Origin of the sequence: Lentzea fradiae, from assembly GCF_900100955.1 — a bacterium.
Taxonomy (GTDB): Bacteria; Actinomycetota; Actinomycetes; order Mycobacteriales; family Pseudonocardiaceae; genus Lentzea; species Lentzea fradiae.
Map to the genome: position 1 here is coordinate 132,542 of NZ_FNCC01000007.1, position 24,613 is coordinate 157,154.

The following is a 24,613-nucleotide window of genomic DNA, read 5'->3' on the forward strand; positions in this document are numbered from 1 at the left end:
GTCCCCTACTGAGCGACCCGGTCCAGCCACTCCCCCATGAGCGCGTCGAACAGCCCCGGCTGCTCGATCTGCAGGTTGTGCCCGGCGGTGTCGAGCACGGCGAACGACGCGTACGGGTAATGCGGCAGCAACGCGTACACGTCCTCGTAGCCCGTGATGTTGTCCTGCCTGCCGGTCAGGAACAGCGCGGGCCTGCGGTAGATCCCCAGCTCCGGCCCCTCGGACAGCTCCCAGCTGCCCTGGATGCGCGTCATCGCCGCTCGGTCCGCGAGCTCCAGGCCCGGCAGGATCTCCTCCGCGAAGCGCCGCGCCGTCTCCTCCGTCCGCACCACGGCCATGCCGTCGAAGTGCACAGCCACTTCGGGGTCGAGCTCCGCGCCGTCCGACCGCCGCACCTCCAACGACGGCACCGTGCGGTCGGCAGGCCACACCGCCGTACCGGTCGGGCAGATCAACGCCAGCCCTCGCACCTGGTCAGGACGCCGGTGCGCCAGTGCGCGGGCGAGATAGCCGCCGTAGGACTCACCGATCACGAGGAACGGCCCGTCGATGTGCGTGTCGACGAACTCCTCGACGGCGGCCAGCACGTCGTCGGTCGACCGCACGTCGTTCGCAGGCGACTTCCCCATCGCCGGCAGGTCGGGGTAGAGACGCCGGTAGCCCGGCCTGGCCGCGAAGAGCGGTTCCAGGCACCCGAGCATCAGGCGGTGGTCAGGGGTCCAGCCGTGGATGGCGAGCACAGGCGTGCCCGCGCCGATTTCTTCGAAGTGCACGAAGTCTTTCTATGCCAACTCGTGCAGCCTCGTACGCACTTCGGGGGCAAGCGGGTGGTCGTAGTCCTCGTAGATCGTCAACGCCTCCAGCAGGTGCGTGCGCGCGACCTCCACCTGTTCCGCGCTCGCCTCCCCCAGGCCGTGCAAGGCTTCCGCGAGGGTCTTGCGGTCACCGACCACGCGCAGGAGGTCCACCGCGCGCCGGAACGAGTCGCGGGACTCCGCGCGCTGCCCCAGTTTCAGCCGCGCCCAGCCGATGCTGACCAACGCCATCGCCTTGCCGTGCACCGCGTCGTGCGAGTCGAGCACGTCGAACGCCGTCCGCGCCGACGCGAGCGAGTCCTCGTACCTGCCGGCCAGCCGCAGGATGTCGCTCAGGAACAGCCGGGTGCCGCCCTCGCCGAACCACGACCCGACCTCCGCGTGGCGTTCGAGAGCCTCGCGGAACCGCTCGACGGCCAGGTCGAACTGGCGCAGGCCGCCGTAGGCCATGCCCAGGCCGGTCAGGCTCCACGCGGCGCCCTCGCGGTCGTCGATGTCGCGGCGGATCTCCAGGGCTCGGTCGAAGAGCTCCAGGGCGTCGGCGAAGCGCTGACCGCGGCAGGCCGCCAGGCCCTGCCCGTGGATCGCCCAGGAGCGGGCGGCCTGGTCGCCGTCCGCCGCCGCGGCGCGTTCGGCGACGCGGTAGCCGCGCGTCCACTCGTCCAGGGCGCTGGACACGATGAAGTAGTTCCACAGCGCGATCGGGATCTGCCAGGCCGCGGGGGAGCGCTCGTCCTCGGCCAGCCGTGCCGCGGCGAGCAGGTTGGGCAGCTCGGTGCGGCACCAGGTGAACGCCTCGTCGTGCGAGTCGAAGTCCTGTGTGGACAGTGGTGGCAGCAGGAACGCCGGGTGGTCCGGCGGCGAGAGGACCGCCCCCGCCGCGTTCGCGGTGCCGCGGTACCAGTCGAGCAGGCGGTGCACGGCCTCGGCGCGGGCCTCGGCGGACTCCTCGGTGGCGGCCAGCTCCGTCGCGTACAGGCGGAGCAGGTCGTGCAGGCGGAACCGGCCGCGCGCGACCTCCTCGATCATGTGGCCGCCGGTCAGCACGTCCAGCAACGCGCGCGCCCGCGACGGGGTCACGCCCGCCAGCGCCGCCACGGCGGCCAGGCTGACCTCGGCGCCGGGGTGCAGGCCGATGAGGCGGAACACCCGTGCCGCGTCGGGCTTGAGCGCCAGGTACGACCAGGAGAACGCGGCGCGCACGGCCGTGTCCTCGTCGTCGCCCGTCGCCAGCAGGTCCAGCCGGTCGCGCTCGTTCGCGAGGTCGCCCGCCAGGTCCGCGAGCGTGAGGTGCGGGCGCGTGACGACGCGTTCGGCCACGATCCGCACGGCCAGCGGCAGGTGCCCGCACAGTTCGACGAGCTTGGCCGCGGCGGCGGGTTCGGCGGCGACGCGGCCGGGCCCCACCGAGGACGCGAGCAGCGCCAGGCCCTCGTCGCGGGTGAGCGTCGACAACGTCATCGAGTGAGCGCCGTCCCGTGCGACCAGCCCGCCCAGGTGGTTGCGGGAGGTGACCAGGACCATCGACGACGACCGTCCGGGCAGCAGCGGGCGGACCTGGTCGGCCAGCCGCGCGTTGTCGAGCAGGATCAGCACGCGCTTGTTCGCGAGGACGCTCCGGTACAGCGCTGCCTTGGCCGACAGGTCGTCCGGGACGCGTTCGGCCGGCACGCCGACGCTTTGCAGCAGCTGTTGCAACGCGGCGGCGGCGCGCACGGGCGGCGCGGAGGCGTCGAACCCCCGCAGGTCCACGTGCAGCTGCCCGTCGGGGAAGCGGGACGCCATCTGGTGCGCGAACCTCACCGCGAGGGCGGTCTTGCCGACGCCACCCGTGCCGGTGATCGCGACGAGCGTCGGCGCGTGGTCGTGCGGGACGAGCTCGGCGAGCTTCGCGAGCTCCTTCTCCCGCCCGGTGAAGTCGCGGACCTCGTGCGGCAGCTGCACCGGCACGAGCGCGGGCGTGGCGGGCGCCAGGTGCGGGTCGTGCCGTCCGGCGAGGAGCTGTTCGTGGATGCGGCGCAGCTCGGGGCCCGGCTCGATGCCGAGCTCCTCGACCAGCAGCCGGCGCAGGTCGGTGAAGACGGCGAGAGCCTCGGCCTGTCTTCCCCCGCTGTACAACGCGGACATCAACAACCCATGCAGCCTTTCACGCAGCGGATGCTCGGTGACCAGCGTCGTGAGCTCGGCCGCGACCTCCGCCTCACGCCCGACGGACAGCATCAGCGCGGCGCGTTGCTCCACGGCCGTGAGACGCAGCTCGTCCAGACGTGCCCGCTCGACGGCGGCGAACGGGCCCGGCACGCCGTCCAGCGCGACACCCCGCCACAGCCCCAGCGCGAGGTCGAACGCGGCAATGGCCGCCGCCGGTTCGTCGCGCAGCCGTGCCGCCTCGTCCAGGTAGGTGCGGAACAGGGCGGCGTCGGTGCTGCCGGGCGGGAGCCGCAGCAGGTACCCGGCGTCCGTGGACAGCAGGACGGAGCTGGGTGCCCGCGAGGCCCGTCCCGGTTCGAAGAGCCGCCGCAACCCGGCGACGTAGGTGTGGATGCCGTTGTCCGCGCTCGCGGGCGGCTCGTCACCCCAGACCGCGTCGATCAGCTCGCTGCGGGACACCACGTGGTTGGCGCGCAGCGCCAGCACCGCCAGCACAGCCCTCTGCCGCGGCGGTCCGAGCGTGAGCTCCCGACCGTCGAGCGTCGCCGCGAGCGCGCCCAGCAGACTGACGCGCACCTCGTTCCGCACCACTCGTCCCACTTCGTCGCTGTCCGCAGCCACCCCGCAACCTATCGTCAGCGATCGTCCAGAGACCATCCAGAACCCGTACAGAGGGTTTCTCCACACTTCACTCAGGTGGATTGGGCCGAAATGAGGGGGCGCGGATGAACGCGGCCGAGGTGTTCGACGCGCTCGGACTGGAATACCAACGGGCGTGGTCGCACCAGCCCGCGCTGCACGGCACCCTCGCCTGGTTCGCCGCGACCCAGCCCTCCGGCTCGCGGGTGCTCGACATCGGGTGCGGCACCGGCGTCCCCGTGGCGCGCACGCTCGCCAAGGCGGGCATGAGGGTCACCGGCATCGACGTGTCGCCGGTGATGGTCGACCTCGCCGCCACGCAGGTCCCCGACGCCACGTTCCACAAGATCGACGTGCGCGACTTCGAGACGCCCGCCGGGTCGTGGGACGTCGTCTGCGCCGTGTTCTCCCTGCTCCAGATGCGGCAGGGAGAGATCGTCAAGACCCTCGGCCAGGTCTCCACGTGGCTGCGGCCCGGCGGGCACTTCTTCCTCGCGACCGTGCCCATCGACGTCGAGCAGGTGACGCTGCCGTGGATGGGCCAGGAGATCGAGGTGTCGTCGTTCTCCGAGGAGAACTACGAGAAGCACCTCGCCGACGTGGGCCTGCGGGTGGTGCGCAGGAGCCGCCCCGTGTTCACGCCGTCGTTCCCCGGAGCGACTCCCGAGGAGTCGCTGCACCTGGTGTGCCAGCGCTCCTAGCCGACAGTCGAGCGGCGTGATCCTGCCGGGGTCGCCGTCCCACCGCGGGTGCCGGGCCGTGCCTCGTCCCCCAAGATCGCGAGCATGTGCAGGATCTAGTGCTGCTCCGCGAGGGCACGGCCGATGAAGTGCGCGGACAGCAAAGCGAAGATGTACGCCTGCAGCACCTGTACCAGCGCCTCCAGGAAGAACAACCCGACCGCGAGCGCGAAGCCCACCGCCGACACCGGCTTGAGGTAGATCGGCGCGTTCAGCAGCACGAACTCGCTGCCGAGCGTGAACACCAGGATCAGCAGGTGGCCCGCGAACATCGCCGCGAACACCCGGATGGCGAGGGTCAGCGGGTCGAAGAAGAACTTCAGGATCACCTCGGTCGGGATCAGCAGGCCCCACAGCACCGGCTTCGGCACGTCCTTGACGACGAACTGGTTGCGCAGGTAGCCGCGCAGGCCGAACTTCCGGATGCCCACGAAGTGGTAGAGCGGGTAGATCACCAGCAGCGCGATGGCCAGCGGGAAGCCGCTGTGCGTGAAGGTCGGGAACTGCACCAGCGGGACCAGCCCGTAGAGGTTGTTCACCAGCACGAAGCAGAAGATGCTCACGATCAGCGACACGTACGGCGCGAACTCCTTCGCGCCGATCTGGTCCCGCGCGATCGTGTTGCGGCCCAGGTCGTAGACCGACTCGGCGGCGAACTGCCAGCGCGTCGGCACGAGCTCGAGCTTCCTGGTGGTGAGCAGGAAGAACGTCAGGATGATCACCACCGACAGCACCAGCAGGGCCTGCGGCTTCGTCACCGTGAGCTCGAACGGCAGCCCCAGCGGGTTGGTCCAGGTGAACATCGGCCGGAGCAGGATGTCGGCTCCACCGGGTGGCACGAACACGTCGTCGACGGCCATGTGGCGATCCCCCTCGTCCATGGTCTGGAACCAGAACCTAGCGAGGAGGTCACGAACGCGTCACGAGAACGGGCGGCGTTCACGCGAATGCGCGAACACCGCCCGTGAACTCGCAGGTCAGACGGGGATGACGGTCGGAACGATCATCGGCCGGCGGCGGTAGGTCTCCGCCACCCAGCGCCCGACGACCCTGCGCACGGCCTGCGCCACGCGGTGGGTGTCGGTGATGCCCTCGGCCTCGGTGCGCGCCAGCTCCATCTCCACCAGCGGCACGACGCCCTCCAGCGCCTTCGGGTCGTCGGAGAACCCGCGTCCGGAGATCGTCGGCGGGGCCACGGCGCGGCCGGTCGCGGTGTCGATGGCGACGGAGATCGAGATGAACCCGCCCTCGCCCAGCACCAAGCGGTCGGACAGGGTCGACTCGCCGACGTCGCCGACGGACAGGCCGTCGACGTAGACGTGTCCGACCACGACGCGCCCGGACACCGCGGCCTTGCCGTCGACCAGGTCGACGACGACGCCGTCCTCGGCGATCACCACGTGGTCCTCGGCGACACCGGTGGCCACGGCCAGTGCGGCGTTCGCGCGCAGGTGCCGCCACTCGCCGTGCACCGGCATCACGTTCGACGGCCGCACGGCGTTGTAGAGGAACAGCAGCTCACCCGCGGGCGAGTGGCCGGAGACGTGGACCTTGGCGTTGCCCTGGTGCACGACGGTGGCGCCGAGCTTGGCGAGGCCGTTGACGACGTTGAAGACGGCGTTCTCGTTGCCCGGGATCAGCGACGACGCGAGGATCACCGTGTCACCCTCGCGGATCGAGATCTGCCGGTGCTCGCCGCGGGCCATGCGCGACAGCGCCGACAGCGGCTCGCCCTGCGACCCGGTCGACACGAAGAGGACCTCGTCCTCCTGCATCCGCATGGCCTCGTCGAGGTCGACGAACAGGCCGTCCGGCACGTTCAGGAAGCCCAGCTCGGACGCGATGCCCATGTTGCGGACCATCGAGCGGCCCACGAACGCGACCTTGCGCTGGTACTGCACGGCCACGTCGAGCACCTGCTGCACGCGGTGCACGTGCGAGGCGAAGCAGGCGACGATGACCCGCTGGTCGGCCTTGCGGATGACGTTCTCCAGCACCGGGCCGATCTCGCGCTCGGGCACCACGAAGCCGGGCACCTCGGCGTTGGTCGAGTCGACCAGGAACAGGTCCACGCCCTCGTCGCCCAGGCGGGAGAAGCCCGCCAGGTCGGTCAGGCGGCCGTCGAGCGGCAGCTGGTCCAGCTTGATGTCGCCGGTGTGCAGCACGAGCCCCGCCGGCGTGCGGATGGCCACGGCCAGCGCGTCCGGGATCGAGTGGTTCACGGCGAAGAACTCGAGCTCGAACGGCCCGAACGGCTGCCGCTGGCCCTCGCGGACCTCGACCAGCCGGGGGTTCTGGCGGTGCTCCTTGCACTTCGCGGCGAGCAGCGCCAGCGTGAAGCGAGAGCCCACGACCGGCACGTCGGGACGCAGCTTGAGCAGGAACGGGACCGCGCCGATGTGGTCCTCGTGGCCGTGCGTGAGGACGATGGCGTCGATGTCGTCGAGCCGGTCCTCGATGGCGCGGAAGTCCGGCAGGATCAGGTCCACGCCCGGCTGGTCGTCCTCGGGGAAGAGCACGCCGCAGTCGACGACGAGCAGCCGTCCGGCGTGCTCGAAGACGGTCATGTTGCGGCCGACCTCGCCAATTCCGCCGAGTGCGACGACGCGGAGGCCGCCTTCCGGCAGTGCGGGTGGCAGTTCGGTCGATTGGGTCACGCGTTGACTCCCAGTTCGGCCGCGATGGCCTCGATGTCCTCGGCGGCGGCCGGCACCAGCGGCAGACGGGGTTCCCCCACGTCCAGTCCGCGCAGGCGCAGCGCAGCCTTCGTGTACGTCACGCCGGGTACCCGGCGGAAGGGTCGCAGCAACGGCAGCAGCGACTCGTGGATCTCCCTGGCCCGCGCCACGTCCCCCGACTCGAACGCGTCGGCCATGTCGCGGAGGCGGTCCGCCGCGAGGTGGCCGATGACGCTCACGAACCCGACGGCGCCGACGGACAGCCACGGCAGGTTCAGCGGGTCGTCACCCGAGTAGTAGGCGAGGTCGGTGCTCGCGAGCACCCGGCTGCCCGCGTGCAGGTCGCCCTTGGCGTCCTTCACGGCGAGAATCCGCGGGTGCTCTGACAGGCGCAGAATGGTGTCGACCTCGATCGGCACGACCGCGCGCGGGGGGATGTCGTAGAGCATCACCGGCAGCCCGGAGGCGTCGGCGACGGCGGTGAAGTGCGCGAGCAGGCCCTCCTGCGGCGGCCGCGAGTAGTACGGGGTCACGACCAGCGCGCCGTGCGCCCCCGCCTTCTCGGCCTGCTGCACCAGGTGGACGCTGTGCGCGGTGTCGTAGGTGCCAGCGCCGGCGACCACGGTCGCCCGGTCGCCCACGGCCTCGACGACGGCCGTGATCAGCGCGGCCTTCTCGCGGTCGGTCGTCGTGGGGCTCTCCCCCGTCGTCCCGTTCACCACCAGGCCGTCGTTGCCCAGGTCCACCAGGTGCTCCGCCAGCTGCTGCGCCTTGACGAGGTCGATCTCGCCGCGCGTGTCGAACGGCGTGACCATGGCGGTGAGAACGCGGCCGAACGGCCGGTTCGGCGCTGCGTACGGGCTTGCGGGCATGCGCAGAAACTACCCGAGATCAGACGCTCCGGTTCAACGACCGCACCCGTTGCACCGCATCGGACTCACCGCTGTATTCCACCCTGGCCTCGTCCCTGCCGAACGCGAGCATCACCAGCTCGGGCACCTCGCCCGTGATCACCACTCCGTTCGCGCCCTGCTTGGCCACGACGTGCTCACCGTCGGGACGGACCAGCGTGACACCGACGGGTGACTTCCGGTACGTCATGCGTGCCGTGAACGGCAGCACCTTCCACAGCACGGCCTCGCGGCGGGCGTCGTAGGGCCGCGGCTCCCAGCCGGGCTGTGCGCGGCGCACGTCCTCGTGGTGCACGAAGTACTCGGCGGTGTTCATCAGGTCGTCGATCGGCTTGATCCAGAACGGCGGCGTGCGCACCAGGTCGAGGAGCTCGCTCCACGCCTTGTGCGCGTAGCCGTCCTGGACCTTCTCCGTCCACTTCGCGAACGCGGGCAGCACCATGCCCGGCGCGATGTCGATGCGGCGCTCCCTGACCGCGAGGTGCGCGGCCAGGTCCCTCGCCGTCCAGGTGCCGCACAGCGTCGGCACGTCCGGTCCGAGCTCGGTCATCAGGTCCACGAGCGCTTTGCGCTCATCGCGGGCGAGGCTCACCCTCCCATTGCACCACAGCCCGGATCACGCCTCGTCCGGCTTGTAGCAGCCCTGGAAGCCCTCCGGCTTGGCCGACCGGTCGGCGAACAGCTTCACGACCTGGTCGCGGTTGAGGTTCTCCGGGTAGCCGGGCCAGTCGGGTTCCCGCCCGCCGACGTGCAGCTCGTCGAGCCAGTAGCCGGACTGGCCGGAGACCTTCTCGAACTCCAGGTCGCAGCCCTTCACGCGGACGACCACCTCGATGACCTTCTCCGAGGACTTGACCGTGCGCTTGCCGACCTTCTTGGACTTCTTCTCCTTCTCGGTGCTGGGCTCGCCGGGGTTGGCGAACCCGGCGGCCTTCAGCTCGGCGACGAACTTGTCCTCGTTGCCGGAGCACGCCGTCAGCGCGGCCACGCACCCGAGAACGAGCAGGACGGAACCGGTCCGTCTCCCCATGGTCAGCTTTCCTTCTTCGCGATGACGGACCCGTCGAGCTTGCCGCCGTCCCTGGCCGACGCGAGGCACCAGATCTTGCGCTTGGCGCTGCCGCTCTTGTCCTTGGTCCACGCGGTCTCGCTCGGCACCAGGGTCGTGAGCTTGAGCTTCGAGCCGTCCTTCACCCACTCCGAGTTCAGCGTCATCTCGCACCGGGCCACGCCGAGGCTCTTCAACGCGTCCACGCCCGGATACGCGGCGTCCGGCAGGCTCGACTGCGACGGCAGCGTGTCCACCGAGTCGAACACCTCGAAGTCGTGCGGCTCGTCGCACTCCTCGCGGGTCTCGGAGTTGAGCAGCTTCGCGGGCGCGACCTCGCCGATGCCGCACGTGTTCTCGTAGAGCTCGAACACCGGCACCTCGGCGCCCTCGCCGTAGGTGAGCGCGGCGCTGTTGCTGCCGCCGGGCGCCGTGAACGCCTTGTGCGTGAAGATGCCGCCGGTGAACGCCGCCGCGGCGAGCACGCCCGCGGCGACCAGCGCCAGGACGCGGTTGCGCTTCTTCTTCGCCGGGTCCACCGGCGGTGCCTGCTGGTACTGCTGCGTGACCTGCGGCGGGATGCCGGCGGGCGGCGTCGGCTGGTTGCCGATGCTGGAGAGCATCGCGCGGGCCTGCGGGCCCGACAGCCGGGCGTTCGGGTCGGCGATCAGCAGACCGGTGATGACGGCGCCGAGCACGCCGGTCGCCCGCGTGAGGCGCGGGGTCTCGCTCATGATCGCGTGCAGCGTCGAGGCCGTGGAGGAGCGTTCGAACGGGCTCCAGCCCTCGACGGCGTAGCAGAGGGTGGCGCCCAGCGCCCACAGGTCGGACGCGGGGGCGGCCTCGTGGCCGTGGATGCGCTCCGGCGACATGTAGGCGGGTGAGCCGATGAGGCTGCCGCTGGTGGTCAGGCGCGGGTCGTCGACGGCCTGGGCGATGCCGAAGTCGGTGAGCTTGACCCTGCCGTCCGGGCGGACCATCAGGTTGCCCGGCTTCACGTCGCGGTGCACGATCCCGGCCTGGTGCGCGGCCTCCAGCGCGGACAACGCCTGCAGCGCGATCGAGACGACCTGGTTCTGCGGCATCGGGCCGTGCGTGCTGATCAGCGTCGACAGCGTCGCCGCCTCGACCAGCTCCATGATGATGTACGTCGTGCCGTTCTCGTTGATGGCGTCGTACACCGTCACGATGGACGGGTCGTTGAGCTTGCCCGCGGTGCGTGCCTCCCGCAGGGCGCGCTCTTCGAGCACACGGCGTTCCTCGTGCGCGATGCCGTCCGGCAGGTGCAGTTCCTTGATCGCGACGAAACGCCCGATGTGGCGGTCCTGTGCGCGCCAGACGATGCCCATGCCGCCGCGGCCGAGCTCCGCCACGAGGGCGTAGCGGCCGGCGATGACGCGCGGTTCGACTGCCTGTCCTTGCAACGTGCGCTCCTCCAACTGGTGAGCCAGTGGGCGTAGACGGTACTTCAGACCACCCAGTCGGAGGATCGGTTCCTAGACTTCCGGCGCTACAACCAGTTCGTGACCTGCGGCACGCAACGCCACCACCGCACGGTCCAGGTCGGACTGCTTCACCAACAGGTGGTCCGTGTCGTATGTGGACAGCGCGAACAGCGAGACTCCCGCGGCGGCCAGCTCTCCCGCCAGCGCGGCCATGATCCCGGTGAGCGTGAACTCCAGCGGGCCGCGCACGGTGAGCAGCCGCCAGCCCTTCTCGGTGCTGTCGCCACCGAGGGGGAACGACGAGGGCGCGATGACCGACACCTCGTCCGGGGTCCTGGTCACCGACACGAGCACGCCGGTGAGGCCGAACAGCCCGGCGGGGACCTGAGCGTCCGGGGCCAGGCGCGTGACCGCGTACTCGCCGGGGAGGACGTCGACGATGAGACGCTTCATGGCCTCAGCCTTCAACCACGAGCGGGCTGGAGGCAACTTCCGTGCCGTCCGGGAGTGTCGAGACGACGAAGTCGGCGAACGCGTTGGGCGCGGCCTCGACCAGCTCGCGCAGGCAGGCGATGGCCAGCTCGCGCAGCTCGACGTTGATGTGCTCGGTCGCGCGCATCGCGATGAAGTGCCGCCACGAGCGGTAGTTGCCCGTCACGACGATCTCGGTGCCGGTGGCGTTGGGCAGCACGGACCGGGCGATCTGCCGGGCGCGGCGGCCGTTGACCGTCTTCTCCAGACTGTGCACGAGGTCCTCGTACGCCTTCAGGCTGGCCTCGGTCGCGGCGACGAACCGCGCGTGCAGCTCGGGGTCTGCGGCGACCAGCGACGGCTCGACGACGTCGGTCGGGTCGGTGCGCTGGGAGAGCTGCGAGTACGAGAAGTGCCGGTGCCGGATCAGCTCGTGGGTGAGCGAGCGGGGCAGCTCGGTCAGGTAGAGCGTCGCGCTGCCGTGCTCGAACGCGGCGAGGTGCCCGACGTCGAGCAGGTGGTGCAGGAACGTCGCGTTGGTGTTGGTCATGGGGTTGGAGCGGTCCCACGACTGGTAGCAGGCGCGTCCGGCGAACTCGACGAGCGCCGCGCCGCCGTCCGCGTCGGTCGTCCACGGCACGTCGTCCGGCGGGATGAACTCGGTCTTGGCCACCAAACGGACTCTCGGCATACCTGCGGACAGTAGTACTGACGCGCGTGGTGGTTGCACGATGTCAGAAGTGACGTCATAGTGGTGTCATGGATCTGTCGCCGTACATCGCGTCACTGCGTGAGGACCTGGCGACGGCCGCCTCGGCGGGGGACGACAACACCCGTCGAACGGCCGCCGCGTTGTCCGCAGCGCTCGAGCCAGCCGCGCGACTGGCGATCATGAACGCACTGTCCGACCTGGCAGCGGAGGTCACCGCCGCGCTGGACGGCCAGGTCGTGGACGTCCGCCTGGCCGGTCGTGACGTCCAGGTCGTGGTCACGGGCTCCTCGGCCCCCGAGCCGGAACCCGCCCCGCGTCAGGAGGTGCCGAACTTCGGCGCCGGTGACGCCACGGGTGACATCAGCCGCATCACGCTGCGCATGATCAACGAGCTCAAGTCGAAGGCCGAGGCCGCCGCGGCCGCCCAGGGCGTGTCGCTGAACTCGTTCATCCAGCAGGCGGTCGGCGGCGCGCTGCACGCCAAGCACAAGCACGAGCAGCACAAGGGGTGGAGCGGGAACACGAGCTCCGGCTCGCGGGTCCGCGGATGGGTGCGGGGGTGACCGGCATGAGCGAACCGTCAGGACCGGAGTCGTCCGGTGTCGTGCGTCAGCAGAGCTTCGAGCTCGCCGGGGTCGCCGAGATCGACATCTCGCTGCTCAGCGGACGGGTGCAGGTGCACCTGACCGACGAGCCCGGCGTGCACGTCGAGGTGCGGCACGACCCGGCGGCGGGCAACACCTGGACCGAGGGCCTCTCCAGCGTGCTGAGCTGGGTCAGCGGCCAGTTCGGCACGGACAGGCCCGCGCCCGCGGCGGGGCCGGAGGAGGCCGTGCGCGAGGCGCGCGTGGAGCTGCTCGGCAACCGCCTGCGCATCGAGTCGTCGAAGGCGCTGCCGTTGCGCGCCGTGCCGTTGTCCGTGGTGGTGAAGGCCCCCGCCGGGTCGCACGTGTCGTCGCGGACCGGCGCGGCCGACGTGACGGTCACGGGCAGTGCGGGCAGGCTCGACCTGAACACCGGTACGGGCGGCATCTCGGCCGACCGGGCGACCGGCGAGGCCAAGGTCAACTCGGGTGCGGGCACCGTCCGGCTCGGCACGATGCTGGGCGCGCTCAAGGCCAAGACCGGCGGCGGCGACGTCGAGGTGTCGTCGGTCGGCGGCACCAGCACGCTGATCACCGGAACCGGTGACGTCTGGCTGGGCGCCGTGCAGGGCAACGTGCAGGTGCGCACCGGCAGCGGCGACCTGACCGTGGCCGACGCCGCCTCCGGCGAGATCCACCTGGGCACCGGCTCCGGCCACATCCGGGTCGGCATCCGCCAGGGCACGCTCGCACGGGTCGACCTGGTCTCCACGTCGGGCACCGCCCGCAGCGAGCTCGACGTCTCGGCGGAGCCGCTGGGCGACGCCACGCTGTCGGTCACCGGCCGCACGGGCAGCGGCGACGCCGTGGTGGCCGCCGCCGCGAGCTGACCGGAGGGAACGCGGGGCCCTACGTTTCCTCCAGGGGAACGTAGGGCCCCCGCGTTCCTGCCGGGAGCAGGCCCGGTCAGGGCTCCTGGAACGGCTTCGAGCCGCCGGGGACGTCGTCCGGGAAGATCGGGCAGCGCAGCTCGCCGGTCAGGAACTTCCGGATGAAGCTCGAGAACGTCCCGTCGTAGGACCAGCTCTGCCGCAGGTCCGTGATCACCACGGTCCACTCGTCCGGGTCGCCGCGGGTGTACCAGAGGCAGTGGTCGTTGTTCACCGTCACGCCCCACGGCAGCAGGCCCGGCGAGTCGGGGTGCACGCGCAGCCCCGGCTGCCTGCGCAGGGCCCGCAGGACCTTCGGCGCCTGCGCCATCCAGTTCAGGAACCCCGCCCGCGCGGTGGGGTGCAGGATCCGGACGTAGCCGCCGACGATCAGCGGCGGGTACGCCTCGGCGAGGTGCACGTAGTCGGCCGGCAGCGCCGTGCCGGCCCGCGCCAGGACCGCGTCCCAGTCGACCGGGTCCGGACGCCGTTCCGGCGCTCCCAGCAGATCGATCCACTCGTCAGGCGGCACCGTTCACCTCCGTGACCCTCAAGCATCGCCTGTGCCACTCGGAACTCGGTTGTACCGCAGTCCATCGACGACCAGTGAGACAACCGCGTCGAACTGCTCCTGGACGTGCGGATTCCCCCACTCCTGGGCGTGAGCCGGGTGGTGGAACATCAGCGTCGCGTCCCACACCGCCTGTGCCGTGCTCTCGACGTCGTCCGTCACGAACTCGTGGGTTTCCACTCCGGCCGCGATGATGCTCGTGAGCTGCCCCACCAGGCATTCCAGGTGGTACGCGGAGACGACGCTGCTCTCCGCCACGAGCACCTTGAACGTCGTGAACAGCTCCAGGTCCTCGGAGTGCGAGCGCCGCTTGCGGTCGAAGAGCCGTTGCAGCCAGTCGCGCAGCACCTCGGCGGTGGTGCGGCCCTGGTCGAACGCGGGCGCCATGTGGGCGTGGATGTCGTCGAGCCAGCGCCTGGTCACGGCCTCCCGGAGGGCGGCCTTGGTCGGGAAGTGGCGGTAGACGCTGCCGTGGCTGACCCCGAGCGCCTTGGCGACGTCGACCACCGTCGCCTTGGCAGGGCCGTACCTGCGCAGCACCTCCTCGGTCGCCGCGAGGATCGCCTCCGCGGTCAGCGTCTCCGCCACTGCTCTCACCTCTCGCTGTCCAGCATCGCCATCTGCTCGGCCGCGTAGCGCGTGCCCGCAGCGGCTCCGAGGGGGGCGACGGCCTCGATCTCCGCCAGCTCCGCCTCGGTGAACGTCACGTCGACGGCACCGGCCGCCTCCGCAAGCCTCGCACGCTTCGTCGTGCCGACGAGAGGCACCACGTCCTCACCGCGCGACAGCACCCAGGCGATAGCAAGCTGGGCGACCGTGACGTCCTTGGCCCGCGCGATCTCGGCGAGCTTGTCGACGAGGGCCTGGTTGCGGGACAGGTTCTCACCCTGGAACCGGGGCGCGTGGCCGCGGTAGTCGCCGGCGTCGAGGGTGAGCGGCGTGGACGAGATCAGGCCGCGCGAGAGCACGCCGTACGCGGTGATGCCGATGCCGAGCTCACGGGTGGTCTCCAGGATCTCCCGCTCGACGTTGCGCTCCAGCAGCCCGTACTCGATCTGCAGGTCGGCGATCGGGTGCACCGCGTGCGCCCTGCGGATCGTCTCGGCGCCGACCTCGCTCAGGCCGATGTGCCGGACGTGCCCCTTCTCGATCTGCTCGGCGATGGCACCGATGGTGTCCTCGATCGGGACGGCCGGGTCGAGCCGCGCGGGCCGGTAGATGTCGATGTGGTCGGTGCCGAGCCGTTGCAACGAGTACGCGAGGAAGTTGGCGACCGCGACGGGTCGCGTGTCGAACCCGAGGAACGCCCCCTCGTAGTCGCGCAGGCCCCCGAACTTGACGCTGAGCTGCACCTCGTCACGACGGCCGCGGATGGCCTCGGCGACGAGCAGCTCGTTGTGGCCCTGGCCGTAGAAGTCACCGGTGTCGAGCAGCGTGACGCCCGCGTCGAGGGCGGCGTGGATCGTTGCGATGCTCTCGTCCCGGTCGGCCGGGCCGTAGGCGTTGGACATGCCCATGCAGCCCAGGCCGATGGCGGACGTGACCGGGCCGGTGGCACCGAGCTGACGCTTCTGCATTTCGAACCCCTTCGTCGTCTTCCGTGCTCCACCAGCATGCCCGATGGACTGACAGATTTCAATATCTGTCAGTCCAATAATGTCCGCAGGATTGACAAAAAACTTTTGAACATTCAAAGTCTTTTTTGCGATGAGAGACGTGATCTACCTGGACCGGATGGAGCAGGCCGAGACCCTGCTCAAACCGCAGCGCGTCGAGGTGCTGCGGCAGCTCGCCGCGCCGCGGTCGTGCACCGAGGTCGCCGAGGTGCTCGACCAAACGCCGCAACGCGTGCACTACCACGTGAAACAGCTGGTCAAGGCCGGTCTGGCCGCCCAGGTCGCCGAGCGCAGGGTGCGCGGCGTCCAGGAGGGCCTGTACCAGGCCGTGGCGCGGTCGTACTGGCTGTCGCCGCGGCTCGTCGGCCGGATCGGCTCGCGCGACGAGCTGGCGCTCGGGCACCTGGTGGACCTCGCCGAGCAGGTCCAGGCCGACGTGGCTGCGCTCGACAGGTCGAGCGAGCTGCCGTCCGTGGGCGTGTCCGGCGAGATCCGGGTGCGACCGGAGGAGCGCGCCGAGTTCCTGGCCGAGCTGCAGAACACGTTGCAGGACCTGTTCACCCGCTACGGCGGCGCGGAAGGGGACGCGTTTCGCATCGCCCTCGCCTGCTACCCCAAGGGAGACAACCGATGACCACCGGAACCGTCCGAGTCCGCACGACCGCGCCCGCCGCGAAGGTGCGCGAGGCGCTCACCAGTGCCGACGGGCTGCGGACGTGGCTCGCCGAACACGCGCACGTGGACCTGGAGGGCGGTGAGTACGAGTTCTGGGGCAGGTACACCCCGGAGGGCGAGCGCGGCCGGCAGAAGCTGCTGGGGTTCGACGACACGTCCGTGCGCTTCTCGTGGTTGCTGTACGACACCGAGTACACGGTCGAGATAGCGGTGGAGGAACGCGACGGCGAGACGGTCGTCGCGGTGGCTCAGTCCCCCTACCCGGCCTGGGGCACCGGCGAGGACCGCGACGAGGTGCTGCAGACGTACTGGCCGCTGGCGCTCGCCAACCTGGTCGAGCACGTCGAGGGCCGCCCGGTGCCGGGGCTGTGCGACTTCGGCTCGCCGGAGCAGCGCTACGAGCTCGACATCGCGGCGGCCCCGGCGGCGGTCCTGGACGCGCTGACCGACCCCGAGGTGTTCGCGCGGTGGTTCGGCGCCCGGATGGAGATCGAGCCGCACGTCGGCGGCCGGTGGGCGATGGGCAGCCTGGCCGACGAGCCGAACCCCGCGAAGGTCGTCGCGCTCGACGAGGAGCGGCTGGCGCTGGAGTTCCCCGGCGGGATGGTGGCGTCGTGGGAGCTCGAGGGCTCGGAGGGCAAGACCCGGCTGACGTTCGTGCAGAGCGGCTTCGACCCGGCGGCCCCGCCCTACGGGCCGTGGCTGGGGTGGCTCAGCGGGTTCGCCGACCTGCGCCGGATGCTGGAGCTGCCGGACTGGCGCCCCATGTGGCACTCGTTCGACCTCCCCGGCCTGCCCGACGGCGTGCTCGTCCTGGAGTGACGCCCGTCAGAACCAGGCCATGACCACGGCGGGGGAAGCCGCGAGGAAGCTGAAGCGCGCGAACCTGCCCACCATGCCGGTGGTGACGAACATGGCGGTGGACATGCCCGCGAACCCCGCGAGCACGCTCGTCGCCATGAACGGCGGCACCCCGACCAGCGAGCTCACCGCGTGCGTGCCGGCCATCCAGTTCGGGTGCGCCCGGCACTTCACGTGGATCCAGTCGCCCCAGCGGTGCACCCGCGTGCCGGGGCCGAACCAGCGCCGCAGCCGGGACGGCTTCTCCGAAGGCGTGCGGTGCAGGAACTTCGGCAGGTGGATGTCGCCGCGGGCGGCGAAGAAGTAGAGCAGCTTGCCCAGCACCTGACCCGCGGCGACCGAGAGGCCGACGATCCAGAACTCGACGTCCGGCCAGTGCGCGCACATGCCCAGCACGAACATCTCGATGCTGATCAGGGGAACGACCGCCGAGCCGAGTGCGACCCCGAACATGAGGCCGACCAGGGCTAGCACTCGACCGAGGTTACACAGATCTCAGTCGCCGAGGCGGACGCTCAGCTCACCGGTCACCCTGACCTCGCGCAGCGGGCGCCCGCCCGCGTCCAGGGTGCGCACCGTGCCGTCACCGGCCCAGCCCAGCCGCTCGTAGAAGTTCCGCGACGCCTTGTCCGCCTCGGGCACCCAGGCGATGCCCCTGGTCGCGCCGCCTTCGGCCAGCTTGCGCCCTGCCTCGGCGACGAGCCTCGTCCCGTGCCCGCGACGGCCCCAGCGCGGCTCGACGAGGACGCTGACGAGCGCCGTGGTGGCCGCGTCCGCGGGCAGCGAGCCGTCCGCCATCGCCACCTCCTCGTCGGGGGCCTTGCTGGCCACGACGAACCCGACGGTCCACTCCCCCTCGGTCGCCTTGAGGACCGCGCCCTGCCGGACCGCGAGCGCCCAGGCGTCGTCCGCGTCGAGCGCGTCCAGCACCTCCGGCGGGAGCAGCTCGGAGTAGGCGAGCCGCCACGTCTCCCGGTGGATGCGGACGATCTCCGCGAGGTCAGCAGCGGTGGCGGGGTGCACGCCGGCGTCGGCCATGTGCGCACCTTAGCGACGACGCGTCGCGGAAATGTCAGGGGTGCGTGGCAGCATCGAGCCGTGCAGAGGATGAGCGCGGACGTGGCACGCCGAATCGCCCTGGGAGCGCAGGGTTTCACCGACCCGAGGCCCGCCCTGGCCACCCGGAGACACCTGCAACGCGTGCTGTCGCGCGTGCAGCTGCTGCAGATCGACTCCGTGAACGTGGCCGTGCGCGCGCACTACATGCCGCTGTTCTCCCGTCTGGGCTCGTACGCGCCCGCGCTGCTGGACGAGGCGGCGTGGACGCACTCCGCCCGCAAGCCCCGCATGCTGGTGGAGACGTGGGCGCACGAGGCGTCCCTGGTGCCCGTGGCCGACTGGGCGCTGTTCCACTCGGGCGCGAAGAAGCGCGGCTGGTGGCAGAACTACCAGACCATCGTCGACCGCTCGCCCCAGCTCGTCGACGACGTGCTGGCCGCGGTGAAGGAGCTCGGCCCGATCGGCGCCGGAGCGCTGGAGAAGGCGCTGATGGGCGACTCCGGCCGCGCGAAGGGTCCGTGGTGGGACTGGTCGGAGGTCAAGCGGATCTGCGAGGTCCTGTTCGGCGTCGGCGTGCTGACGACGGGCACGCGCCGCTCGTTCGAGCGCCTGTACGACCTGACCGAGCGCGTCATCCCGGCCGACGTGCTGGCGAGGAAGCCGACGCCGGAGGAAGGCGCCCGCGAGCTCGTCCGGCGCGCGGCCGTGGCGCTGGGCGTGGCCACCGAACCCGACCTGCGCGACTACTACCGCCTGGCCCCGCGCCTGTCGCAGGGCGCGGTGGCGGAGCTGGTGGAGGAGGGCGTGCTGGAACCGGTGGCCGTCGACGGCTGGCGCGGCACCGCCTACCGCCACCACACCGCCACGGCACCCCGGCGCGTGACGGGCCGCGCGCTGCTGTGCCCGTTCGACCCGCTGATCTGGGAACGGGCGCGGACCGAACGCATCTTCGGCTTCCGGTACCGCATCGAGATCTACGTGCCGGAGCCGCGCCGCGTGCACGGCTACTACGTGTTCCCGTTCCTGCTGGACGGTCAGCTCGTGGGCCGCGTCGACCTCAAGGCCGACCGCGCCGCCGGGGTGCTGCGGGTGCAGTCGGCGTGGGCGGAGGACGGGGTGGACCGGCCTCGGGTGGCCGTGGAGCTGGCGGGCGAGCTGCGGCACATGGCCGACTGGCTCGGGCTGGAGGACGTGCTCGTGGTGCAGAAGGGAGACCTGGCGGCGGAGCTGGCGGTGGCAGCGGCGGCGTGACGCGGCGGCTCCTGGCTGGTCCGGCGGCCCGTGACCAGGCGAGCGGCAGCCCGCGCCCCAGCCCACCAGTCACCCGGCACGGCCAGCCACCCAGCACACCCGGCCCCGGACGAGCGACGACCCCGGGTCGAGGACCCGGGGTCGTCGGTCAGCCGTGCAGCTCGATCGCTTTCCGCATGGTCTCGCGGGCCCGGCCGCGGTCCCCCGCGACGTCGTAGGCGTACGCGAGGCGGAACCAGGGCCGCCAGTCGTCCGGCGACGCCTCGACCTCGGCCCGCCGTTCCTCGAACCAGGCGTCGGCCGCGTCCCTGTCGACCCGCCCGGAGGGGCGGCGCGGCAGGTGCGAGACGTCCGGCAGCAGCCCGTCCGCGGCGAGCTCGCGGGCCATCTTCTCGGTCTCCCACCCGAACCGCAGGTTCGAGTACACGGTCCAGACGCCGATGAACGGCAGGATCAGCACACCGATGCCGAGCAGCACGCCCACGAGCTCACCGGTCCGCAGCAACGCGACCGCCCTGCCGAAGAGCAGGACGAAGTAGAGCGCGAGGGCCGCGACCAGCAGCCCTACCGTGACGCGGACCTTCACAGGTCGAGGTACTTGTCGAGGCCGACGGCGAGCCCCGGCCGGGACACGATCTCCCGGACGCCGAGCACGACGCCGGGCATGAACGACGTGCGGTGCAACGAGTCCTGGCGGATCGTCAAGGTCTCGCTCTCCCCGCCGAACACGACCTCCTGGTGGGCGATCATGCCGGAGATGCGCAGCGAGTGGACCCGCACGCCGTCGACGACGGCGCCACGCGCACCGGGCTCCTCCTGCGTCGTCGCGTCGGGCATCGGGTCCATGCCCTCCCGCGCGGCGGCGATCAGACGGGCGGTGTGCGCGGCCGTGCCGGAGGGAGCGTCGGCCTTGCGCGGGTGGTGCAGCTCGATGATCTCGGCCGACTCGTAGTAGCGGGCCGCGATCTCCGAGAAGCGCATGAGCAGCACGGCGCCGATGCCGAAGTTCGGCGCCACCAGCACGCCGACGGACGGCTGGTCCGCCAGCAGCGCTTCGACGGCGGCGAGCTTCTCCGTGTCGAAGCCGGAGGTGCCGACCACGCAGTGGATGCCGTTCGCGACGCAGAACGCGAGGTTGTCCATCACGACGTCGGGGTGCGTGAAGTCGACTGCGACCTGCACGCCCGCGTCCGCCAGGGTCTGCAACGGGTCGTCGGCGTCGATCTGCGCCACGACCTCCATGCCCTTCGCGGCCTCGACCGCGCGGACCACCTCGGAACCCATGCGGCCCCGCGCGCCGAGAACTCCGACGCGAATCATGCAATCACCTCGTGTACCTGGTCCGGCAGATCGTCGGCGTGATCGTAAGGGCCGACCACCGCGGCGGCGACGGGACGGCGCAGCAGATCACGTGCGAGCAGTGCCACTTCGTCCGCGGTCACCGCGTCGATCCGCGCGAGCGTCGCCTCGACGCTCAGGTGGTCGCCGTAGTTCAGCTCGGACTTGCCGATGCGCGACATGCGGGAGCTGGTGTCCTCCAGTCCCAGCACGAGCGCGCCGCGCAGCTGGCCCTTGCCCCGCGCCACCTCCGCGTCCGACAGCCCGCCGCGGGCAACGTCCACGAGCACCTCGCGGATGACGCCGGCCGTCTCGCCCAGGCGGTCCGGCTGGCAGCCCGCGTAGACGGAGAACGTGCCGGTGTCGGCGTAGAGGCCGACCGACGAGTACACCTGGTACGCGAGGCCGCGCCGTTCGCGAACCTCCTGGAACAGCCTCGAGCTCATGCCGCCGCCGACGGCCGCGTTCAGCACGTTCAGCGCGAACCGGCGTTCGTCGTGGCGGTCGAGGCCCTTCATGCCGAGCATGAGGTGGGCCTGTTCGGTGTCGTCGGTGTGCAGCACCAGCTTGCGGGCGTCGGCGATGCGCGCGCGACCCGTCCGTGGCGCCACCGCGCTGCCCTCCCGCGACAGCCGGTCACCGATCGCCTTGCGCACCAGGCGCATCACCTGCGCGTGCTCGACGTTGCCCGCGACGGCGAACACCATGCGTGGCAACGTGTAGCGCTTCTTGTAGAACGAGTAGAGCGCGTCCCGTTCCATGTTCTGAATGGACTTCTCGGTGCCGAGCACCGGGCGTCCCAGCGCGTGCCCGCCGAACAACGCCTCGATGAACGCGTCGTGCAGCAGGTCCTCGGGGTCGTCGTCGCGCATCGCGATCTCTTCGAGCACGACACCGCGTTCGGTCTCGAAGTCGCGCGGGCCGCAGACGGCCTCGAACACCACGTCCGACACCAGGTCCACCGCGAGCGGCAGGTCCTCGTCCAGGACGTGCGCGTAGTAGCAGGTGTGCTCCTTCGCGGTGAACGCGTTCAGCTCGCCGCCGACCGCGTCGATCTCCTCCGCGATGGCCGCCGCCGTGCGCCGCGAGGTGCCCTTGAACAGCAGGTGTTCCAGATAGTGCGCGGCACCCGCGACCTCGGGCCGTTCGTCACGGGACCCGACCTGCACCCACAGCCCCACCGAGGCGGACCGCACGCCGGGGATGCGCTCGGTGATGACCCGCAGGCCCGACGGCAGCATGCTGCGCCGCACCTCCGAGCCCGCGGACGACTCCAGCACCCGCGTGGTGCCGGGCCGCTGGAGATGTCCCGGCGTCGGAGTACGCGGACGGCCGCGGGTGGGTGCACCCGCGGCCGTCACGTTGTCGTTCGCACTCACTCTGCGGGAGCCGCCTCGGCAGCAGCTTCCGCGGCGGGAGCCTCAGCCGGCTTGGCGGCCTCCTCCTCGGACACCACCACCAGGCTGATCTTGCCGCGCTGGTCGATGTCGGCGATCTCGACGCGGAGCTTGTCGCCCACGTTGACGACGTCCTCCACCTTCGCGATGCGCTTGCCGTTGCCCAGCTTCGAGATGTGGACGAGGCCGTCCTTGCCGGGCAGCAGCGAGACGAACGCGCCGAACGCGGCCGTCTTCACCACGGTGCCCAGGAAGCGCTCGCCGACCTTCGGCAGCTGTGGGTTCGCGATCGCGTTGATCATGCCGATCGCGGCCTCGGCCGAGGGGCCGTCCGCCGCGCCGACGTAGATCGTGCCGTCGTCCTCGATGGAGATGTCGGCACCGGTCTGCTCGGTGATCGAGTTGATCATCTTGCCCTTCGGGCCGATGACCTCGCCGATCTTGTCGGTCGGGATCTTCACCGACGTGACGCGCGGCGCGAAGGCGCTCATCTCGTCCGGGTCGGAGATGGCCTCGGCCATGACCTCGAGGATCGTGTAGCGCGCGTCGCGGGCTTGGCCCAGCGCCTGCGCCAGCACCTCGGACGGGATGCCGTCGAGCTTCGTGTCGAGCTGGAGCGCCGTCACGAACTCCTTGGTGCCCGCCACCTTGAAGTCCATGTCGCCGAACGCGTCCTCGGCACCGAGGATGTCGGTCAGCGCCACGTAGCGGGTCTCGCCGTCGACCTCGTCGGAGACGAGACCCATCGCGATGCCGGAGACCGGCGCCTTCAGCGGGACACCCGCGTTCAGCAGCGACAGCGTCGAGGCGCAGACCGAGCCCATGGACGTCGAGCCGTTGGAGCCGAGGGCCTCGGACACCTGGCGGATCGCGTACGGGAACTCGTCGCGCTTCGGGAGCACCGGCATGAGCGCGCGCTCGGCCAGTGCGCCGTGGCCGATCTCGCGGCGCTTCGGCGAGCCCACGCGGCCGGTCTCACCGGTCGAGTAGGGCGGGAAGTTGTAGTGGTGCAGGTAGCGCTTGTGCGTCTCGGGGGACAGCGAGTCGATCTGCTGTTCCATGCGCAGCATGTTCAGCGTGGTGACACCCAGGATCTGGGTCTCGCCGCGCTCGAACAGCGCCGAGCCGTGCGTCCTCGGGATCACGGCCACCTCGGCGCCGAGGTCGCGGATGTCCGTAAGACCGCGGCCGTCGATGCGGACCTTGTCGCGCAGGATGCGCTGGCGCACGAGCTTCTTGGTCAGCGAGCGGAACGCGGCGCCGATCTCCTTCTCGCGGCCCTCGAACTGCTCGGCCAGCTTCTCGAGCGTGGCGGCCTTGATCTCGTCGAGCGTGGTCTCGCGCTCCTGCTTGCCCGCGATGGTCAGCGCCTGGGCGAGCTCACCCGCGGCGGCCGCCTCGACGGCCTCGAACGCGTCGGCCTGGTAGGCCGGGTACGTCGGGAAGTCACCGGTGGCCTTCGCGGCGACCTGGGCGAGCTGCGCCTGGGCCTCGCAGAGGACCTTGATGAACGGCTTGGACGCCTCGAGACCGGCGGCCACGACCTCCTCGGTGGGGGCGACGGCGCCCTCGCCGATCAGGTCGATCACGTTCTCGGTGGCCTCGGCCTCGACCATCATGATCGCGACGTCACCGGACTCGACGACGCGGCCGGCGACGACCATGTCGAACACGGCCTTCTCGAGCTGCTCGTGCGTCGGGAACGCCACCCACTGGCCCTCGATCAGCGCGACGCGGACGCCGCCGATCGGGCCGGAGAACGGCAGGCCGGCGAGCTGCGTCGACGCGGACGCGGCGTTGATCGCCACGACGTCGTACAGGTCGGCCGGGTTCAGGCTCATGACCGTGATGACGACCTGGATCTCGTTGCGCAGACCGTCCACGAAGGACGGGCGCAGCGGACGGTCGATCAGGCGGCAGGTGAGGATGGCGTCCGTGCTCGGACGGCCCTCGCGCCGGAAGAACGAGCCGGGGATGCGGCCCGCGGCGTACATGCGCTCCTCGACGTCCACCGTGAGGGGGAAGAAGTCGAAGTGCTCCTTGGGGTGCTTCGACGCCGTCGTGGCGGAAAGCAGCATGGTGTCGTCGTCCAGGTACGCGACCACGCTTCCGGCGGCCTGACGCGCGAGGCGCCCGGTCTCGAAGCGGATCGTGCGCGAGCCGAACTTGCCGTTGTCGATTACGGCAGTCGCCTCGTGGACTTCAGTGTCCGTCATTTACTTGTTACTCCTCGTCTTCGGGCCGCTCACGCGATTTTGACGAGGCCGGTCTTCGATCGAAGTCCTCTGGGGCGTGTCCACCAGAAGACCACTACCGAGGACCGGCGCGGAAACTGCGTCGCGCGACGCGGGCCCTGTTCAGTTCCTCTTCGCAACCAGGGATCTTGTATACACCCGGTTGAACGCCGAGGGGGAGTGACCGGCCGGTCACTCCCCCTCGGCAGATGTCACCTGCGCAGACCGAGGCGCTGGATCAGCGCGCGGTAGCGGTTGATGTCCACCTTGGTCAGGTAGTTCAGCAGACGGCGGCGACGGCCGACCATCAGCAGAAGACCACGGCGGGAGTGGTGGTCGTGCTTGTGCTGCTTGAGGTGCTCGGTGAGGTCGGCGATGCGCTTGCTCAGCAGCGCGACCTGCGCCTCGGTGGAGCCGGTGTCGCTGTCGTGCAGCCCGTACTCGCCGAGGATGGACTTCTTCTGCTCCGTGGACAGTGCCACTGGGTG

The 24,613-nt window shown here is 70.8% G+C and carries 26 protein-coding genes; 6 read left to right on the forward strand and 20 right to left on the reverse strand.

Annotated features, from left to right (window positions below; genetic code table 11):
* Positions 1 to 5 precede the first annotated feature (5 nt).
* On the reverse strand, positions 6 to 773 hold the full coding sequence (locus BLT23_RS17730; protein ID WP_090050764.1) for an alpha/beta fold hydrolase: 768 nt from the start codon (positions 771 to 773) through the stop codon (positions 6 to 8).
* A gap of 9 nt (positions 774 to 782) precedes the next feature.
* On the reverse strand, positions 783 to 3,587 hold the full coding sequence (locus BLT23_RS17735; RefSeq protein ID WP_176946800.1) for an AfsR/SARP family transcriptional regulator: 2,805 nt from the start codon (positions 3,585 to 3,587) through the stop codon (positions 783 to 785).
* Between the two features lie 104 nt (positions 3,588 to 3,691).
* On the opposite strand from BLT23_RS17735, the gene BLT23_RS17740 reads away from it, so the two are divergent.
* Positions 3,692 to 4,306 (forward strand): class I SAM-dependent methyltransferase, encoded by a 615-nt coding sequence (locus tag BLT23_RS17740; RefSeq protein ID WP_090050770.1) that lies wholly within the window; start codon positions 3,692 to 3,694, stop codon positions 4,304 to 4,306.
* Between the two features lie 95 nt (positions 4,307 to 4,401).
* Here the strand turns inward: BLT23_RS17740 and atpB are convergent, their stop codons facing one another.
* From atpB to thyX, 8 genes are all read right to left on the reverse strand, one after another.
* Positions 4,402 to 5,205 carry a F0F1 ATP synthase subunit A gene (atpB, locus tag BLT23_RS17745; RefSeq protein ID WP_090050772.1) on the reverse strand — a complete coding sequence of 268 codons (804 nt, stop codon included), beginning with the start codon at positions 5,203 to 5,205 and terminating at the stop codon, positions 4,402 to 4,404.
* A 117-nt stretch (positions 5,206 to 5,322) separates the two neighbouring features.
* Positions 5,323 to 7,002, reverse strand: coding sequence for a ribonuclease J (locus tag BLT23_RS17750; RefSeq protein ID WP_090050775.1), 1,680 nt, complete (start codon positions 7,000 to 7,002; stop codon positions 5,323 to 5,325).
* A complete protein-coding gene (dapA, locus tag BLT23_RS17755; RefSeq protein ID WP_090050776.1) occupies positions 6,999 to 7,895 on the reverse strand; it encodes a 4-hydroxy-tetrahydrodipicolinate synthase in 897 nt (298 codons plus the stop codon). Before dapA ends, BLT23_RS17750 begins: the two co-directional genes overlap by 4 nt.
* A 19-nt stretch (positions 7,896 to 7,914) precedes the next feature.
* Positions 7,915 to 8,526: a TIGR03085 family metal-binding protein gene (locus BLT23_RS17760; RefSeq protein ID WP_090050778.1), complete on the reverse strand. Its 612-nt coding sequence runs from the start codon at positions 8,524 to 8,526 to the stop codon at positions 7,915 to 7,917.
* A gap of 24 nt (positions 8,527 to 8,550) precedes the next feature.
* The gene (locus BLT23_RS17765; protein WP_090050780.1) at positions 8,551 to 8,964 is read right to left on the reverse strand and encodes a hypothetical protein; all 414 of its coding nucleotides are present in this window, start codon (positions 8,962 to 8,964) and stop codon (positions 8,551 to 8,553) included.
* 2 nt (positions 8,965 to 8,966) lie between these two features.
* Complete coding sequence (locus BLT23_RS17770; RefSeq protein ID WP_245744016.1) at positions 8,967 to 10,406, reverse strand: serine/threonine-protein kinase; 1,440 nt, start codon at positions 10,404 to 10,406, stop codon at positions 8,967 to 8,969.
* A 72-nt stretch (positions 10,407 to 10,478) separates the two neighbouring features.
* On the reverse strand, positions 10,479 to 10,880 hold the full coding sequence (locus BLT23_RS17775) for an ACT domain-containing protein (RefSeq protein ID WP_090050782.1): 402 nt from the start codon (positions 10,878 to 10,880) through the stop codon (positions 10,479 to 10,481).
* Between the two features lie 4 nt (positions 10,881 to 10,884).
* Positions 10,885 to 11,589 carry an FAD-dependent thymidylate synthase gene (gene thyX, locus BLT23_RS17780; protein ID WP_090050785.1) on the reverse strand — a complete coding sequence of 235 codons (705 nt, stop codon included), beginning with the start codon at positions 11,587 to 11,589 and terminating at the stop codon, positions 10,885 to 10,887.
* 68 nt (positions 11,590 to 11,657) lie between these two features.
* On the opposite strand from thyX, the gene BLT23_RS17785 reads away from it, so the two are divergent.
* Positions 11,658 to 12,173 carry a toxin-antitoxin system HicB family antitoxin gene (locus BLT23_RS17785; protein ID WP_090050787.1) on the forward strand — a complete coding sequence of 172 codons (516 nt, stop codon included), beginning with the start codon at positions 11,658 to 11,660 and terminating at the stop codon, positions 12,171 to 12,173.
* A gap of 5 nt (positions 12,174 to 12,178) precedes the next feature.
* Positions 12,179 to 13,084 (forward strand): DUF4097 family beta strand repeat-containing protein, encoded by a 906-nt coding sequence (locus tag BLT23_RS17790; RefSeq protein ID WP_090051194.1) that lies wholly within the window; start codon positions 12,179 to 12,181, stop codon positions 13,082 to 13,084.
* 76 nt (positions 13,085 to 13,160) lie between these two features.
* On the opposite strand, the gene BLT23_RS17795 is transcribed toward BLT23_RS17790, so the two are convergent.
* Genes BLT23_RS17795 through BLT23_RS17805 form a run of 3 tightly spaced genes read right to left on the reverse strand, consistent with a single transcriptional unit; the run spans position 13,161 to position 15,271 of the window.
* Positions 13,161 to 13,655 (reverse strand): hypothetical protein, encoded by a 495-nt coding sequence (locus BLT23_RS17795; RefSeq protein WP_090050790.1) that lies wholly within the window; start codon positions 13,653 to 13,655, stop codon positions 13,161 to 13,163.
* 18 nt (positions 13,656 to 13,673) lie between these two features.
* A complete protein-coding gene (locus tag BLT23_RS17800) occupies positions 13,674 to 14,282 on the reverse strand; it encodes a TetR/AcrR family transcriptional regulator (protein WP_218133783.1) in 609 nt (202 codons plus the stop codon).
* Positions 14,283 to 14,287: 5 nt separating this feature from the next.
* Positions 14,288 to 15,271: an aldo/keto reductase gene (locus BLT23_RS17805; RefSeq protein ID WP_090050795.1), complete on the reverse strand. Its 984-nt coding sequence runs from the start codon at positions 15,269 to 15,271 to the stop codon at positions 14,288 to 14,290.
* Between the two features lie 130 nt (positions 15,272 to 15,401).
* Here BLT23_RS17805 and BLT23_RS17810 point away from each other — a divergent pair, with 130 nt between their 5' ends.
* Both BLT23_RS17810 and BLT23_RS17815 read left to right on the forward strand, forming a co-directional pair.
* A complete protein-coding gene (locus BLT23_RS17810) occupies positions 15,402 to 15,944 on the forward strand; it encodes a winged helix-turn-helix domain-containing protein (protein WP_090050798.1) in 543 nt (180 codons plus the stop codon).
* Positions 15,941 to 16,807 (forward strand): SRPBCC family protein, encoded by an 867-nt coding sequence (locus BLT23_RS17815; RefSeq protein ID WP_090050801.1) that lies wholly within the window; start codon positions 15,941 to 15,943, stop codon positions 16,805 to 16,807. Before BLT23_RS17810 ends, BLT23_RS17815 begins: the two co-directional genes overlap by 4 nt.
* 6 nt (positions 16,808 to 16,813) lie before the next feature.
* Here BLT23_RS17815 and BLT23_RS17820 read toward each other — a convergent pair whose 3' ends face one another.
* A complete protein-coding gene (locus tag BLT23_RS17820) occupies positions 16,814 to 17,311 on the reverse strand; it encodes a YqaA family protein (RefSeq protein WP_245744042.1) in 498 nt (165 codons plus the stop codon).
* 30 nt (positions 17,312 to 17,341) lie between these two features.
* Positions 17,342 to 17,884, reverse strand: coding sequence for a GNAT family N-acetyltransferase (locus BLT23_RS17825; RefSeq protein ID WP_090050806.1), 543 nt, complete (start codon positions 17,882 to 17,884; stop codon positions 17,342 to 17,344).
* 69 nt (positions 17,885 to 17,953) lie between these two features.
* On the opposite strand from BLT23_RS17825, the gene BLT23_RS17830 reads away from it, so the two are divergent.
* Positions 17,954 to 19,156, forward strand: coding sequence for a winged helix-turn-helix domain-containing protein (locus tag BLT23_RS17830; protein WP_090050809.1), 1,203 nt, complete (start codon positions 17,954 to 17,956; stop codon positions 19,154 to 19,156).
* A gap of 148 nt (positions 19,157 to 19,304) precedes the next feature.
* Here BLT23_RS17830 and BLT23_RS17835 read toward each other — a convergent pair whose 3' ends face one another.
* From BLT23_RS17835 to rpsO, 5 genes are all read right to left on the reverse strand, one after another.
* On the reverse strand, positions 19,305 to 19,742 hold the full coding sequence (locus tag BLT23_RS17835) for a tetratricopeptide repeat protein (protein ID WP_090050811.1): 438 nt from the start codon (positions 19,740 to 19,742) through the stop codon (positions 19,305 to 19,307).
* The gene (gene dapB, locus BLT23_RS17840; protein WP_090050814.1) at positions 19,739 to 20,476 is read right to left on the reverse strand and encodes a 4-hydroxy-tetrahydrodipicolinate reductase; all 738 of its coding nucleotides are present in this window, start codon (positions 20,474 to 20,476) and stop codon (positions 19,739 to 19,741) included. Before dapB ends, BLT23_RS17835 begins: the two co-directional genes overlap by 4 nt.
* Positions 20,473 to 21,873, reverse strand: a complete 1,401-nt coding sequence (locus BLT23_RS17845) for a M16 family metallopeptidase (protein ID WP_090050817.1) — start codon at positions 21,871 to 21,873, stop codon at positions 20,473 to 20,475. Before BLT23_RS17845 ends, dapB begins: the two co-directional genes overlap by 4 nt.
* Positions 21,870 to 24,107 (reverse strand): polyribonucleotide nucleotidyltransferase, encoded by a 2,238-nt coding sequence (locus tag BLT23_RS17850; protein WP_090050820.1) that lies wholly within the window; start codon positions 24,105 to 24,107, stop codon positions 21,870 to 21,872. The genes BLT23_RS17845 and BLT23_RS17850 overlap by 4 nt, the downstream gene beginning before the upstream one ends.
* A gap of 230 nt (positions 24,108 to 24,337) precedes the next feature.
* Positions 24,338 to 24,607, reverse strand: coding sequence for a 30S ribosomal protein S15 (rpsO, locus tag BLT23_RS17855; protein WP_030471762.1), 270 nt, complete (start codon positions 24,605 to 24,607; stop codon positions 24,338 to 24,340).
* Positions 24,608 to 24,613 lie beyond the last annotated feature (6 nt).